A 12,861-nucleotide genomic window follows, 5' to 3' on the forward strand; every position below is an offset into this window, starting at 1 on the left:
AGACCGGCACAACAAAGTCCGATTGCGTGAACACACCTCGCTCGGGGCGAAGGGGCGGACGATGGCTCAAAGGGCATCGAAGAAGTCGGCCGATCCGGTCGCGAACCAGGCATCCGCGCAGGTCATCAGGGATCTGCACGAGCGCATGGTGCGCATCCGCCTGTTCGAGACCGAGGCGGGAAAACTCATGGAGGCCGGCAAGCTGCCCGGCTTCCTGCACCTCTACGTCGGTCAGGAAGCCGTCGCCGCGGGCGTGATGGCGGCCCTCCGTGACGACGACCAGATCACCTCCACGCACCGCGGACACGGGCACGCCGTGGCCAAGGGCGTCAGCTTCAAGCACATGTACTCCGAGCTGTACGGCCGCGTCACCGGCGCCTGCCTCGGCCGCGGCGGAAGCATGCACATCAACGACGTCACCCTCGGCATGCTCGGCGCCAACGGCATCGTCGGTGCCGGCATCCCGATCGCCGTCGGCGCCGCCTTCGCCGCCCAGTACCGCGGCGAGGACAACATCGCCGTCACCTTCTTCGGCGACGGCGCCACCAACATCGGCAGCTTCCACGAGGCCGCCAACATGGCCGCGATCCTGCGCCTGCCGGTCCTGTTCATCTGCGAGAACAACGGCTACGCCGAGTTCACCCCGCAGTCGAAGCACATGCTGATCACCGACGTCGCCGACCGGGCCGCCTCCTACGGCATGCCCAGTGTGATCGTCGACGGCATGGACGCGGCCGCCGTCCACCAGGCCACCGTCGAGGCCGTCGCCCGCGCCCGGGCCGGTGAGGGCCCCATGTTCATCGAGGCCAAGACCTACCGCTACTACGACCACCAGGGCGTCAAGGGACTGCGTCACCCCTACCGCTCGGACGCGGAGGTCGACGAGTGGAAGGCCCGTGACGCGATCGACCTGCTCGAAGCCCGGGCGATCGCCGACGGCACCGCCACCCGCGCCGAGCTGGACGACACCTGGCAGCGCACCCGCGACGAGATCGCCGAGGCCATCGCGTACGCCGAGGCCAGCCCGCTGCCCGACACCGCAGACCTCCTCCTCAACGTCTACTCGGGATGACCGCCATGACCACCATCACCGAAGCTCCGGCCCCCGCCCCGGACGGCACGGGCCGCAAGCTCAGCTACGTCAAGGCCTTCAACGAGGGCCTGGCGCAGGTCATGCGGGAGGACGAGGACGTCTTCGTCGCCGGCGAGGACGTCGCCGGGTACGGCGGCGTCTTCCGCATGTTCGACAACCTGCTCGACGAGTTCGGGCCCCGCCGCATGATCGACACCCCGATCTCCGAGGCCGCGCTCGTCGGCCTGGGCGTGGGCGCCGCCGCCCGGGGACTGCGCCCGGTCGTCGACCTGATGTTCATGGACTTCATCGGCGTCTGCCTGGACCAGATCGTCAACCAGGCCGCCAAGATGAAGTACATGTTCGGCGGCTCCGTGTCGGTGCCGCTCACCATCACCACCGCGTCGGGCGCGGGCCTCGGCGCCGCCGCCCAGCACAGCCAGAGCCTGGAGGCCTGGCTCGCGCACGTACCCGGCCTCAAGGTCGTGATGCCGTCCGACGCGTACACCGCCAAGGGCCTGACCGTCTCCGCGATCCGGGACAACAACCCGGTCGTCGTGATGCTCAACAAGGTCCTGCTCGGCAGCAAGAGCGAAGTACCCGAGCAGATCTACGGCATCCCGCTCGGCCAGGCCCACACCGCGCGCCACGGCTCCGACGTCACCGTCATCGCCCTGGGCCGCATGGTGGGCGAGGCCCTCGCGGCGGCCGAGGAACTGGCCGCCGAGGGCATCGAGGTCGAGGTCATCGACCCGCGCACCGTGCAGCCCCTGGACACGGAGACGATGATCGCCTCCGTCCGCCGCACCAACCGGGCCCTCGTGGTGCACGAGGCCGTCACCTTCGGTGGGCTCGGCGCGGAGATCGCCGCCCAGATCCAGGACGCCGCCTTCGACTATCTGGACGCGCCGGTCCTGCGTGTCGGCGCCCCCTTCTCCCCGGTGCCCTTCTCCCCGGTGCTGGAGAAGGCCTATGTGCCCGACCAGGCCCGCATCGTGCAGGGCTGCCGTCGTCTCCTCGAAAGGTCGTGACCGAATGGCGGTCGAGGTTCTGCTGCCGAAGATCGGCCTGACCATGCAGGAAGGCACGATCGACGAGTGGCTCGTGCCGACCGGCGGCGCCGTCGCGGAGGGCGACGCCCTGCTGCGGCTGGCGACCGACAAGGTCGACGTGGATGTCGAGGCGGAGGCCGCGGGACTGTTCCATCCCGCGGTCCAGGCCGGGGCGACCCTTCCGGCAGGGGCGCTCATCGGCTGGCTGCTGGCCGAAGGCGAGCAGCCGCCCGGGGCTGCGCCCACTGGGCCTGCTGTGGCCACCGGCACGGAAGCGGTGCCGACTGCCGGGGACGCTGCCTCCACGGCCCCGGCGCTCAACGGCACTCCTGCGCTCAACGGCACTCCTGCGCTCAACGGCTCGGCGGGTCGGCTCCTGGCTTCCCCCAACGCCCGCCGGGTGGCGGCCGAGACCGACGTCGACCTCACCGCCGTACGCGGCACCGGGCCCGGCGGCCGAATCGTCTCGGAGGACGTGGAGGAGCACCTGCTGGCCCAGGAGACACAGCCGCCCGTCGTTCTCGGGACAGACCCGGTGACCCCCACCTCCCCCCTGGTCCGTCGCCTGGCGAAGGAACGGGGCATCGACCTCGCGGACGTACACCCCACGGGTGCGGGCGGACGGATCAGACGGTCCGACCTCGACGCCGCCACCCCGGCGGCCGCACCGGTACCGCCCCCGGCGACGGTCCGCAAGGCCACCGCCTCACCCCAGCCCGGGGACGTCATCCCCCTCACCGGAATGCGCGGCACCATCGCCCGCCGGATGCACGCCAGCCTCCAGGAGATGGCGCAGCTGACGCACGGCTACGAGGTGCGGATGGACGCCGTCGTGGCCCTGCGGGCCCAGTTGAAGCAGGAATGGGCCGACAGCGACCTGCCGGTGCCCAGCCTGGGCGACTTCCTGATGAAGGCCGCCGCACTGGCCCTGCGTGAACACCCGCTGCTCAACGCGGGGGTGCTCGAGGACGGCGTTCACCTGTACGAGGGCATCCACCTCGGGTTCGCCGTAGCGGTGCCGAACGGCCTGCTCGTCCCGGTGATCGGGGACGCGGCGGAGCTTTCGCTGCCCGAAATGGCCCGCAGATCAAGGGAGTTGGCGGAGAGCGCCCGATCCGGCCGGATCTCCCCGGCGCTGCTGGAAGGCGCCACGTTCACCGTCACCTCGCTGGGCGGGTACGGCGTCGACTTCTTCACGCCCGTGATCAACCCCGGCAACGTCGCCATCCTGGGCGTCGGCCGGCTCAGGGACGGCGTGGAGTGGGTGGACGACCAGCCGCGACGGACCCAGGTGCTCACCCTGAGCCTCACCTTCGACCACCGTGCCGTGGACGGGGCGCCGGCGGCCGAGTATCTGCGTACGGTCGGTGAGCTGTTGCGGAAACCGTTGCGGCTCCTGGTCTGACGACCTCCCCCGACCCCGCGCCCGTCGACCGTTTCCCACCCATCCGGTCGGCGGGCGCGGCCCACTGTGTCCGGGACGGCTACTCGACCGCCGGATCGGCGATCCGCTCGGCGAGCCGGCCGACCTCGCTGAGGAAGGAACGGTGCCCGAGGGAGCGGTAGACGTCGTCTCCCCGGACCTGCGAGACCGCCGCGGTCTCGAGCAGCGCCAGCACCCCCAGACCGATCACCGCCGCCTCCGCGTCCGTGACCGGGTCACGGCCCTTGCGGATCAGCCGTACCAGTTCCTCCAGCAACTGCGTCCGGATCTCGTGCCGCAGCGCCTCCGCCTCCTGGCTCATCCCTGCCGAGGACACGAAGAACACGGTCGCGGCGGACCGGTGCTCGCCCAGCCAGACCACCAGCGCCGTGACGGTCGGGCCGATGTCCGCGCCGGGCTCGTGCGCCTCCGTGAGCGTCTCCAACTGCTCGCGCAGCGCGGCGGCGAACACCCGCATACCTTCCACCAGGACCTGGTCCTTGGAGGAGAAGTGGTAGTACACCGCGGCCGACGTCATCTCCGCCCGAGCCGCGATGTCCGCCACGGTCACCTCGTCCGGAGGCTGGGTGGCGAAGAGCTCCGTGGCTGCCTCGATCACCCACTGCCTGCGCGAAGGGCGGTGAGCTGCGCGGGTTCCGGATGTAGTCATGGTGTCAAGTATGCCGTGACCTTGCTGCCCGGGAGCCACGCGGGTACCAGGGTTTACGGGCTCGACCTGCGGGAGTAACTGGATAACATGGTCAGTACGCCGGGGCTCACAGGCACCGGTCGCGGCAACCGGCAGGGAGCATGATGGCCACCACGAACGGCAAGCAGCCCGCCCACCGTCCTTCGCGACGTCAGCACATCATCAGCGCCGCCGTCCGGGTGTTCGGCCGCAACGGCTTCGCGGAGACCAGTGTGCAGGACATCGCGGACGAGGCACAGGTGGTGCCCACGGCCGTCTACTACCACTTCGCGGGCAAGGAAGAACTGCTCGAACTAGCCATGCGGCGGGTCTTCGACCAGCTGAACACCGTCGTGGAGACGGCCCGCCCGGACACCGAGCCGGGCGACGCCGAGGGCCTGATCCGCACCATCGACGCTGTGTGGGACTGGGTGGAGAAGAACCCGGACGAGGCCCGGCTCTACCAGGTCCAGATCGCCTCCGCCAACGGCACCATCAAGCTGCTGCGTGACGAGTTCGAGCAGCGGCACATCCAGCGTGCGTACGACTATCTGCCCGAGAGCACCGCCCGGAGTCCGCGGGCGGCCAAGGCGCGGCACGCCTCGCAGGCGCTCGCGGTCCGCACTTTCATCACTACGACCATCCTCGTGACCGCGCTGCGCGCCGAGGGCGGGCCGCTGTCCCGGATGCCGTCCCAGTCCGTGCAGGAGGCGGTCAGGTCCCTGGCGCTGCGCATCGTCGCCGCCGACCAGAAGGCCGAGTCCGCGACCGCACCGGCCTAGGGGACCCCTAGGACGCCCCTAGGACCCGTCCGGGAAGAGCCGGTTCACCAGGGCAGCGGTCTGCGCTCGGCGAACAGCCCGCCCGTCGTCCCGTCGCCCTCCGGAAGAGTCGCCAGCCAGACGGGCGTGTCCGCGCCCTCCTCCGGCCCGCGCGGGGCGGCCGCGCCGCCCATGCCGCTGCGGGTCCAGCCGGGGTCGGCCGCGTTGACCAGGACGCCCGTGCCGGCCAACTCGCCCGCGAGCATCCGGGTCAGCGCGTTGAGTGCGGTCTTGGAGACGCGGTAGGCGGGGTGCCGGCCGGAGTCCATCAGGGCCAGCGAGCCGTACGAGCTGGTGAGGTTGACGACGCGTCCGTAGCCGGCCCGCACCATGCCCGGGACGACCGCCTCGGCCACGCGCCAGGCACCCAGGAGATTGACGTCCAGGGTCGAGAGCAGGACCTCCTCGTCGAGGTAAGGCGGCCGCATTTCGCCGTCCAGGGACACCCCGGCGTTGTTCACCAGTACGTCGATTCCGCCCCCGCCGAGCAGTTCCCCGGCCTCGCGCACCGCCTCGGTGACGCTCAGCGGAGAACCCACGTCCAGGGCGAGCGGCAGCGCCGCCGGACCGATGGCACGGCACACCTCCTCGGCGGCTTCCCGCTTCCGCGCCCCGACCAGAACCCGCAGCCCCCGGTCCGCGAGCTGCCGGCAGATCTCCGCGCCGATCCCGCGCGCGCCGCCGGTGACCAGGGCGGTTCTGGGCTCGCTCATGACAGCTCTCCTCGGTTCTCCGCCTGTCGGCGGTGGCGTGCGCCGCTCAGACCGTCAGCACCGCGCACGCGCTGATCCCGGGCGCCCCGTACACGTGGGTGAAGCCCACCTGGGGACCGCCCGGCACCTGCACTCCTGGTGCGCGGCCCTGCAACTGCCGTACGACTTCGTGGAATTGACGCAGTCCCGAGGCGCCGACGGGCTCGCCGCCCGCCAGGCACCCGCCGTCGGTGTTGACGGGGATCCGGCCGGTGGGGTCGGTGTCTCCCGCGGCCAGGAGCTCCTCCTGCTCGCCGTGCCCGCACAGCCCGGTCTCGGCCAGGTGAATCAACTCCGAGCCGCTGTCGGTGTCCTGCAGCTGGGCCACCTGCACATCGGCGGGCCGCAGCCCTGCCCCCCGGAAGACGGCCTCCGCGGCGTCGACGCTCGGGCTGCGGTGCGGTCCCGGCGGCAGCCAGGGCGAGAACACCTCGAACGAGCCGAACCGCCTGGTCCGGAAGGCCAACGAGGCCAGCTTGACGGGCCGTTCGCAGAAGTCGAAGGCGCGGTCGCCGCGCGCGAGCACCAGCGCGGCCGCGCCCTGCCCCGGGGAGCAGAACATGTACTGGGTGAGCGGCGGGCTCACCTCGGCGGAGAGGAGGATCTCCTCCTCCGTGAGCTCCTTGCGCCGCCAGGCCAGGGGGTGACGGGAGCCGTTGCGGAAGGCCCGCGCGGCCACCATGGCCAGCGCCCGCTCCGGGATTCCGTACTCGTGCAGATAGCGCTGCGTCTTCAGAGCGAAGAACTGGGTCGTCAGCATCATCCCGGTCTCCGCGTACCAGTCAGGGAGACCGTAACGGGCCGCCGACACATGGAACGCGCCCCGCTCGTGCTTGTCGAACCCCACGGCCAGCCCCAGCGACGCCTCACCGGCCCGCAGCGCGTTGGCCACCGCGAGCACCGTCGAGGCGCCGGTCGCGCAGCCGTTCTGAACATTGACGAACGGCACACCGGTCAGTCCCAGTCGGCCCACCAGGGTGTCGGGCTTGCCGGACACGTCGGAGCCGCCCGCCGCGTACCCGATGTCCTCCCAGGCGACACCGGCGTCGGCCAGCGCCTCCCGCACCGCCCGTACCGCCATGTCCATCCCGGTGACGGACTCGTCGCGGCCGAAGGGATGCATCCCGCATCCGACCACGTAGATGTCGTCGTCCCGGCTCATCGCTGCTCTCCCTGATCCGGACGGAACGCGAAGGTCAGCACGTCGGTCCCGTCCTCGTCCTGGTAGGCGGGCACCGTGGTGAGCCGGACCGGAAGCCCGATCCGTACCTCCGGGCGGGACATCTCCAGCCGCGCCTCGACCAGCACGTCACCGAGGTCCACATAGCCCACGTGGTACGGCCGGTAGCCATCGGCCGGCGGCCGGTACGGCGGCTTGGGCGGGAACGCCTGCAGCGTCCACGACCACACCCGGCCCCTCACCGGCAGGGGATGCGCGGACATGGTCCCGTCCGAGCACTTGGGGCAGGAGTCCTGCCGGGGAAAGACGACGGTGCCGCAGCCGGAGCAGCGCGCACCCACGAGGCGCGGGGGGTCCGCGCCGTCGAACAGGCCGTCGTCGATGAGTCTGGTGGTCATGCTCTCGTCCTGTCCTCCAGCCGTCTGACGGGCTACCAGCCCAGCAGTCCGGCGAGCCGTTCCCGGTGGTGCGCGGTACCGCCCAGCAGCACGGCGTCGGACTGCGCGCGCCGGAAGTACAGGTGCGCGTCGTGCTCCCAGGTGAAGCCCATGCCGCCGTGCAGCTGGACGCACTCCGCCGCGACGAACGTGAACGCCTCGCCGCACCAGGACTGAGCCACCGCGGCGGCCTCGGCGAGCGCGTCCGCGGACCCGGCCGCGCGGACCGCCCGCAGCACCGCGGACCGCGCGGACTCCACCTGGAGCAGCATGTCCGCGCAGGTGTGCTTGACCGCCTGGAAGCTGCCGAGCGCCCTGCCGAACTGCGTACGGTCCCGCACATGCGCCACGGTCATGTCCAACGCCGCCTGCGCCCCGCCGAGTTGCTCGGCGGCCAGCGCCACCAGGGCGGTGTCCAGGGCGCGGGTGACGACCTCCGTCCCCTCGCCCCCGGCGGTCAGCGCACGAGCCCGGGCACCGGAGAACGTGATCACCGCCTGCCCCCGGCTCAGGTCCAGGGTGGGCACCCGGCGGACGGTCACGCCCGGCTCGCGCGGGTCGGCGAGGAAGAGGTCCACGCCGTCGGGACCGGTCGCCGCGACCACGAGAGTCTCGGCGTCGGCGCCGTCCAGGACGAAGGGCGCGGTGCCGTCAAGGATCGCGACGCCACCTCGCCATGTAACGCCCACCGGCACGGCGTCCGGCCGCCACACGCCGTCGGGTGCGGCCACCGCCAGCGCGTGCACCCGGCCTTCGGCCAGCTCCGCCAGCGGCTTCGCGGCGGTACCGCAGCCGGCCAGCACCTGCCCGGCCAGCACGGTGGAGGACAGCAGCGGCACCGGCGTCAGCGTCCTGCCGAGTTCCTCGCAGACCACGGCGATCTCCGCGAGGCCGCCGATGCCTCCCACGTCCTCCGGCAGGCCGAGGGCCGCGAGGCCCACCTGGCGGCCGAGGGTGTCCCACAGTTCGGCGTGGATGCCGGGGGAGTGCTCGTCGAGCGAGCGCACCGCCGCGATGCCGCCCGCGTCCGCGCACACCGACCGCACGGTCTCGCGCAGATCCTCGAGTTCGGACTCGGACAGTCCGGACTCGGAGGCCTCGGTCACTCCGCCGGCGGGATCGGTCACAGTGGTCATGTCGCTGTCCTGTTCCGCTCGCTCCCACGCCCGCGCAGCACGCTGTGGGCCGCCGCCATGCGGGCGACCGGCACGCGGTGCGCCGAGCAGGAGACGTAGTCCAGTCCCAGGTCGTCGCAGAACGCGATCGACTCGGGGTCCCCGCCGTGCTCACCGCACACGCCGAGCTTGATGTCCGGCCGTACGCTCCTCGCCCGCTCCACGGCCAGGGCGATCAGCGCCCCGACGCCGTGCGGGTCGAGCCGGGCGAACGGGCTGGCGGTGAGGAACCCGCGCTCCTGGTAGGAGGCGAGCACCTGGCGTTCCACGTCGTCCCGGGAGAAGCCGTAGGTGAGCTGGGTGAGGTCGTTCGTGCCGAAGGAGAAGAACTCGGCGTGCTCGGCGAGTTCGGCGGCCATCAGGGCGGCCCGCGGCGTCTCGATCATCGTGCCCAGCCGGTACGGCACCTCGATGCCGGTGCGGGCGGCCACCGTCGCGGCGGCGTCGCGCACGAACCAGGCCGCCGCCTCCAGCTCCTCCGGCATGCTGACGAGCGGGATCATCACCTCCAGCTGGGGCCGGACGCCGGTCGCGGCGACATCGGCCCAGGCGGAGAAGAGCGCTTCGGCCTGCGCCGGGTACAGCCGCTCGTGCAGCAGCGCCAGACGTACGCCGCGCAGCCCGAGCATGGGGTTGGCCTCGCGCAGTGACGCGGCCCGCTGCTCCGCCGCCTCGTCACCGGCTTCGCCGGGAGCGGGCAGGAACTCGTGCAGCGGGGCGTCCAGCAGGCGCACGGTGACCGGGCGGTCGCCGACCGCGGCAAGGAGCGCCTTGAAGTCCTCGTGCTGGGCGTGCTCCAGGGCGACCAGGGCCTCGTCGCGGGCCGCGGGGTCGGCGGCCAGGATGACGCTGCGGATCAGCGGCAGCCGCTCGCCGAGGAACTGGTGCTCCGTACGGCACAGGCCCACACCCTCGGCGCCGAGGGCGACGGCGGTGTTCACCTCCGCCGCGGTGTCGGCGTTGACCCGTACTCCGAGCCGGCGCGTGTCGTCGGCCCACTCCAGCAGGGTGGACAGCTCGGGCGGCGGTCCGGCGACGCTGATGGTCAGCGTTCCGGCGTAGACGGCGCCGGTGCGGCCGTCGAGCGACACCGGGTCGCCCTCGTGCAGCAGCCGGTCCCCGATCCGTACCGTGCCCGCCGTCCGGTCCACCCGCAGACCCTCGGCACCGCACACCGCCGGCTTGCCGGCCCCGCGTGCCACCACGGCCGCGTGCGAGGCGATGCCTCCGCTGCCGGTCAGTACCGCGGCGGCGGACAGCATGCCGGGGACGTCGGCCGGTGTGGTCTCGTGCATGACCAGGACGGCGTGCTTGTCCTCGGCGGCCAGCTCCAGGGCGCGTTCGCTGGACAGCGCGATGACGCCGGTCGCGGCCCCGGGGGACGCGGGCAGCCCGCGGACCAGGAGGTCTTCGTCGCCGGTCAGCTTCAGCTGCGGGTGCAACAGTTCCTGCACCTGCGCGGGACTGATCCGGCGTACCGCGTCTTCCTTCTCCAGTGCCCCGTCCTGGGCCAGGTCCGCCGCCAGGCACACCGAGGCGCGCAGCGGCGGACGGCTCTGTACGGAGGCGGCGAGCAGGGAGATCTCGCCGTCACGCACCTCGAAGTCGACGGACACCGGCGCGTGCAGATGGCGTTCGAGGGTGAGCAGCGAATGCTCGAGGAGGGTCGTGCCCGCCGTCAGCTTCTTCAGCGGTTCGCCGGTGTGCGGGGGCGGTGCGCTGCGGCGTACGCCCCGGAAGAAGGAGCCCTCGGCCGAGAAGCGGCCGGTCTCGGGGTGGCGGCTGACCGCCGTGCCGTAGCCGGAGCGGTCCGAGGGGCCGATGCGCAGCGCCTGTACGTGCAGGGCGATGCCCAGGTCGGCGGGAAGCTTCTGAGCCTTGCGCGACCTTCTGGCGCGCGGCGAGTTCCAGCGGCCCAGGACCGCCCGGGCGGCCAGGGCGAGCTGCTCGGCCGGGGCGACCGGGAAGGGCCGCTCGGTGTGCTGGGCGACCAGGGACAGCAGGGCCTCGACCCGGTCGCGGGGCTCGGGGGCGTCGAGGAGCGCGTCGTCCAGCACGGCGGCCGGGATGTCGAGGGCGTACTCCGCGATCATCCGGACCGTGGCGGCCCACGCCTCGTACAGTCCCTCCGCGCGGCCGATGACGGTGCACAGGTCCTCGGCGTTGTCCGGGGTGGCGCCGAGACAGGCGAGGTCGGGCGGGAGCCCGGCGACCTCGCCGGGCGCGCTGGCGGACAGCCGCAGCAGCAGCGGCCGGGCGGGGTCGCCGACCCGGCGTCCCGACAGCTGCTCGACGAGTGCGACGGCCGCCTGCGCGGTGCCGGGCTCGCCCAGCGCCCGCGCGGAGCCCGTGGGCACAGTGAGTCCCGGGACCACCGGCAGCCCGAGGGCCACCAGCCGGTCCATCGCGATGCCGTGCGCGCCCAGCTCATCGGCGTCGAGTCCGCGACTTCTTCCCTGGCCGTACGGCACCAGGGCGAGGCCTGTGGCCTCAAGGTGGGCGACGGTGCCCGCCGGTCGGTCGGTGATGCTCACCCCCGGCTCCTTCGGACCAACTGCTCCTCGAGCGCCTCGTCGTCGGCCCGGCTGATCCCCAGGACCAGTAGCAGTTCCTGGTGCAGCCGCATCCACACGGTGTGGTACGAGTCGCAGAGCGGCGAGGCCAGCCACTGGGCGCCGCCGTCGTCGAACTGGTCGAGCGCCTCCTCCAGGCCGGTGAGATACCGGCCGCTGCCCGCGACCAGCCGTTCCAGCCTGCGCAGCACGGGCTGGATGGCCTCGTGCACGTCCTCCAGCATCTCGCGCACCTCGGCGTCGTAGACGCTGTCGGTGTGGTCGTTGACGCTGCCGTCCGGGCGGCACTGCCAGGCCGTGCAGACCTCGCGCACCTTACGGTTGACCGGCAGGAACGCCTCGTAGACCGCGTTGATCTGGTCCTGGAGCTCCGAGTCCGCCGGAAGCCGCAGCATCTTCGCCGCGGCGGTCTTGGCGTACTCGGTGGGCAGCACCATCGGGCCCTTCACCATGGCGAGCCCGGCGTCGACCAGGGGGCGGTACCGGTCCTCCGGCACGCCGCGCCACATGCCGCGCAGGACAAGGTCGATGACGGCGTCGGTCAGGGACTTGTCGAGTGTGTCTGTCCGCTCCGCGGCAGCAGAATGCATCTCCACACCTTTTCCTGTGGGGCGCGGGCTGAGGCCGCGCGGCGACGGTTGCCGGGTCGCAGGGACCGCGACGGGTCGTGCGTCGCAGGGGACTGCGATCAGTGTTGCCCGGAGGTTACGCCCGAGCGACCCTGTTAGTGAAGAGGAACTCAAGAAACACTTTGCGGCTTCTCCTGCGTCGACCGAGCGGAAGGCGCCCGGCCGCGGGACCGTGCGGCGAGGAACGAGTCCATCGCGGCCTGGGCCTCCGTGCCGCCCGCCAGAGCGGCGATCGAGCGCGCCTCCTCGGTGAGCTGCTTCTCCAGCGGCGCCTCGGCGCCCGCCCGCAGCAGCTCCTTCGCGGCCCGCAGCGCGGCACCGGAGCCGGCCGCCAGCTCGGCGGCGGTCCGGTACGCCGTGTCGTCCAGGTCGTCGTCCTCCACGAGCCGGGACACCAGCCCCCACCGCTCGGCGTCCTCGCCGGTCAGGACCCGGTTGGTGAGGATCAGGTCCGCCGCGCGCCGGGGACCCAGCAGCCGCTGGAGGATCCATGAGGCGCCGCAGTCCGGGGTGAGCCCGATCGCCGTGTACGCCAGCCGGAAGCGCGCCGACCGGGCCGCCACGACGAGGTCGCCCGCCAGGGCCAGCCCGATTCCGCCGCCCGCCGCCGCGCCGCGCACGGCGGCCACCACGGGCACGGGCAGCTCGTGCAGGGCTTGTACGGCCTCGTGCGCGGCGGAGGCGACCGCGTGCACATAGGGGGCGGTGTCCGCCCCGCGTCCGGCGAAGGCGCGCAGGTCACCGCCCACACAGAAGTTCCCGCCCGCCGCCCGCAGCAGGACCGCGCCGCCCGGATCCGCGGTGACGTCGGCGGCCGCGTCGCGCAGGGCCTCGGCGGTCGGGAGATCCAGGGCGTTTCCCCGTCCGGGGTCGTCCAGCAAGAGCTCGACGACTCCGTCGGAGTGGCGGACGACCCGGACCGGCTGGGTGCTCATCGGAGGAGTTCTCCCGTCATCGGGACCTGCTTGAGAAGGGCGCTCACATACTGGTCCCGCTCTACAGTTTCGGCAATGGGCTGTCCTCTGTTCTCGTCGAGTGATCCATGCCGCACAGCATTCT

12 protein-coding genes are annotated in these 12,861 nt (G+C 72.3%); 4 read left to right on the forward strand and 8 right to left on the reverse strand.

Annotation, left to right across the window (positions count from 1 at the left end):
* Positions 1-61: 61 nt before the first annotated feature.
* The 3 genes from QFZ76_RS45610 to QFZ76_RS45620 are packed head-to-tail and all read left to right on the forward strand — an operon-like array spanning position 62 to position 3,529.
* On the forward strand, positions 62-1,072 hold the full coding sequence (locus tag QFZ76_RS45610; RefSeq protein WP_307679217.1) for a thiamine pyrophosphate-dependent dehydrogenase E1 component subunit alpha: 1,011 nt from the start codon (positions 62-64) through the stop codon (positions 1,070-1,072).
* A gap of 5 nt (positions 1,073-1,077) precedes the next feature.
* Positions 1,078-2,103, forward strand: coding sequence for an alpha-ketoacid dehydrogenase subunit beta (locus tag QFZ76_RS45615; RefSeq protein ID WP_307679218.1), 1,026 nt, complete (start codon positions 1,078-1,080; stop codon positions 2,101-2,103).
* A gap of 4 nt (positions 2,104-2,107) precedes the next feature.
* Positions 2,108-3,529, forward strand: a complete 1,422-nt coding sequence (locus QFZ76_RS45620) for a 2-oxo acid dehydrogenase subunit E2 (RefSeq protein WP_307679219.1) — start codon at positions 2,108-2,110, stop codon at positions 3,527-3,529.
* Between the two features lie 79 nt (positions 3,530-3,608).
* Here QFZ76_RS45620 and QFZ76_RS45625 read toward each other — a convergent pair whose 3' ends face one another.
* Positions 3,609-4,217, reverse strand: coding sequence for a TetR/AcrR family transcriptional regulator (locus QFZ76_RS45625; RefSeq protein WP_307679220.1), 609 nt, complete (start codon positions 4,215-4,217; stop codon positions 3,609-3,611).
* A 140-nt stretch (positions 4,218-4,357) separates the two neighbouring features.
* Between QFZ76_RS45625 and QFZ76_RS45630 the strand changes: the two genes are divergently transcribed.
* Positions 4,358-5,017 carry a TetR/AcrR family transcriptional regulator gene (locus QFZ76_RS45630; protein ID WP_307679221.1) on the forward strand — a complete coding sequence of 220 codons (660 nt, stop codon included), beginning with the start codon at positions 4,358-4,360 and terminating at the stop codon, positions 5,015-5,017.
* Positions 5,018-5,061: 44 nt separating this feature from the next.
* Here QFZ76_RS45630 and QFZ76_RS45635 read toward each other — a convergent pair whose 3' ends face one another.
* From QFZ76_RS45635 to QFZ76_RS45665, 7 genes are all read right to left on the reverse strand, one after another.
* Positions 5,062-5,769 carry an SDR family NAD(P)-dependent oxidoreductase gene (locus QFZ76_RS45635; RefSeq protein WP_307679222.1) on the reverse strand — a complete coding sequence of 236 codons (708 nt, stop codon included), beginning with the start codon at positions 5,767-5,769 and terminating at the stop codon, positions 5,062-5,064.
* A gap of 46 nt (positions 5,770-5,815) precedes the next feature.
* Entirely contained in the window at positions 5,816-6,970 is a 1,155-nt protein-coding gene (locus QFZ76_RS45640; RefSeq protein WP_266451573.1) for a thiolase family protein, read from the reverse strand.
* Complete coding sequence (locus tag QFZ76_RS45645) at positions 6,967-7,386, reverse strand: Zn-ribbon domain-containing OB-fold protein (protein WP_307679223.1); 420 nt, start codon at positions 7,384-7,386, stop codon at positions 6,967-6,969. The genes QFZ76_RS45640 and QFZ76_RS45645 overlap by 4 nt, the downstream gene beginning before the upstream one ends.
* 32 nt (positions 7,387-7,418) lie before the next feature.
* Positions 7,419-8,561 carry an acyl-CoA dehydrogenase family protein gene (locus tag QFZ76_RS45650; RefSeq protein WP_307679224.1) on the reverse strand — a complete coding sequence of 381 codons (1,143 nt, stop codon included), beginning with the start codon at positions 8,559-8,561 and terminating at the stop codon, positions 7,419-7,421.
* Positions 8,558-11,134: a putative PEP-binding protein gene (locus QFZ76_RS45655; RefSeq protein ID WP_307679225.1), complete on the reverse strand. Its 2,577-nt coding sequence runs from the start codon at positions 11,132-11,134 to the stop codon at positions 8,558-8,560. Before QFZ76_RS45655 ends, QFZ76_RS45650 begins: the two co-directional genes overlap by 4 nt.
* Positions 11,131-11,763, reverse strand: coding sequence for a hypothetical protein (locus QFZ76_RS45660; protein WP_307679226.1), 633 nt, complete (start codon positions 11,761-11,763; stop codon positions 11,131-11,133). Before QFZ76_RS45660 ends, QFZ76_RS45655 begins: the two co-directional genes overlap by 4 nt.
* Positions 11,764-11,912: 149 nt before the next feature.
* Entirely contained in the window at positions 11,913-12,737 is an 825-nt protein-coding gene (locus QFZ76_RS45665) for an enoyl-CoA hydratase/isomerase family protein (protein WP_307679227.1), read from the reverse strand.
* Between the last annotated feature and the right edge of the window lie 124 nt (positions 12,738-12,861).

It is taken from the genome of Streptomyces sp. V4I2 (assembly GCF_030817655.1).
In the GTDB taxonomy this organism is placed as follows: domain Bacteria; phylum Actinomycetota; class Actinomycetes; order Streptomycetales; family Streptomycetaceae; genus Streptomyces; species Streptomyces plumbiresistens.

Bases quoted from the DNA above. Each gene is read 5' to 3' on its own strand.
- QFZ76_RS45650 (WP_307679224.1), bottom strand. From the start codon at position 8,561: ATGACCACTGTGACCGATCCCGCCGGCGGAGTGACCGAGGCCTCCGAG.
- QFZ76_RS45645 (WP_307679223.1), bottom strand. From the start codon at position 7,386: ATGACCACCAGACTCATCGACGACGGCCTGTTCGACGGCGCGGACCCC.
- QFZ76_RS45630 (WP_307679221.1), top strand. From the start codon at position 4,358: ATGATGGCCACCACGAACGGCAAGCAGCCCGCCCACCGTCCTTCGCGA.
- QFZ76_RS45620 (WP_307679219.1), top strand. From the start codon at position 2,108: ATGGCGGTCGAGGTTCTGCTGCCGAAGATCGGCCTGACCATGCAGGAA.
- QFZ76_RS45665 (WP_307679227.1), bottom strand. From the start codon at position 12,737: ATGAGCACCCAGCCGGTCCGGGTCGTCCGCCACTCCGACGGAGTCGTC.
- QFZ76_RS45635 (WP_307679222.1), bottom strand. From the start codon at position 5,769: ATGAGCGAGCCCAGAACCGCCCTGGTCACCGGCGGCGCGCGCGGGATC.
- QFZ76_RS45610 (WP_307679217.1), top strand. From the start codon at position 62: ATGGCTCAAAGGGCATCGAAGAAGTCGGCCGATCCGGTCGCGAACCAG.
- QFZ76_RS45625 (WP_307679220.1), bottom strand. From the start codon at position 4,217: ATGACTACATCCGGAACCCGCGCAGCTCACCGCCCTTCGCGCAGGCAG.
- QFZ76_RS45615 (WP_307679218.1), top strand. From the start codon at position 1,078: ATGACCACCATCACCGAAGCTCCGGCCCCCGCCCCGGACGGCACGGGC.
- QFZ76_RS45640 (WP_266451573.1), bottom strand. From the start codon at position 6,970: ATGAGCCGGGACGACGACATCTACGTGGTCGGATGCGGGATGCATCCC.
- QFZ76_RS45660 (WP_307679226.1), bottom strand. From the start codon at position 11,763: ATGCATTCTGCTGCCGCGGAGCGGACAGACACACTCGACAAGTCCCTG.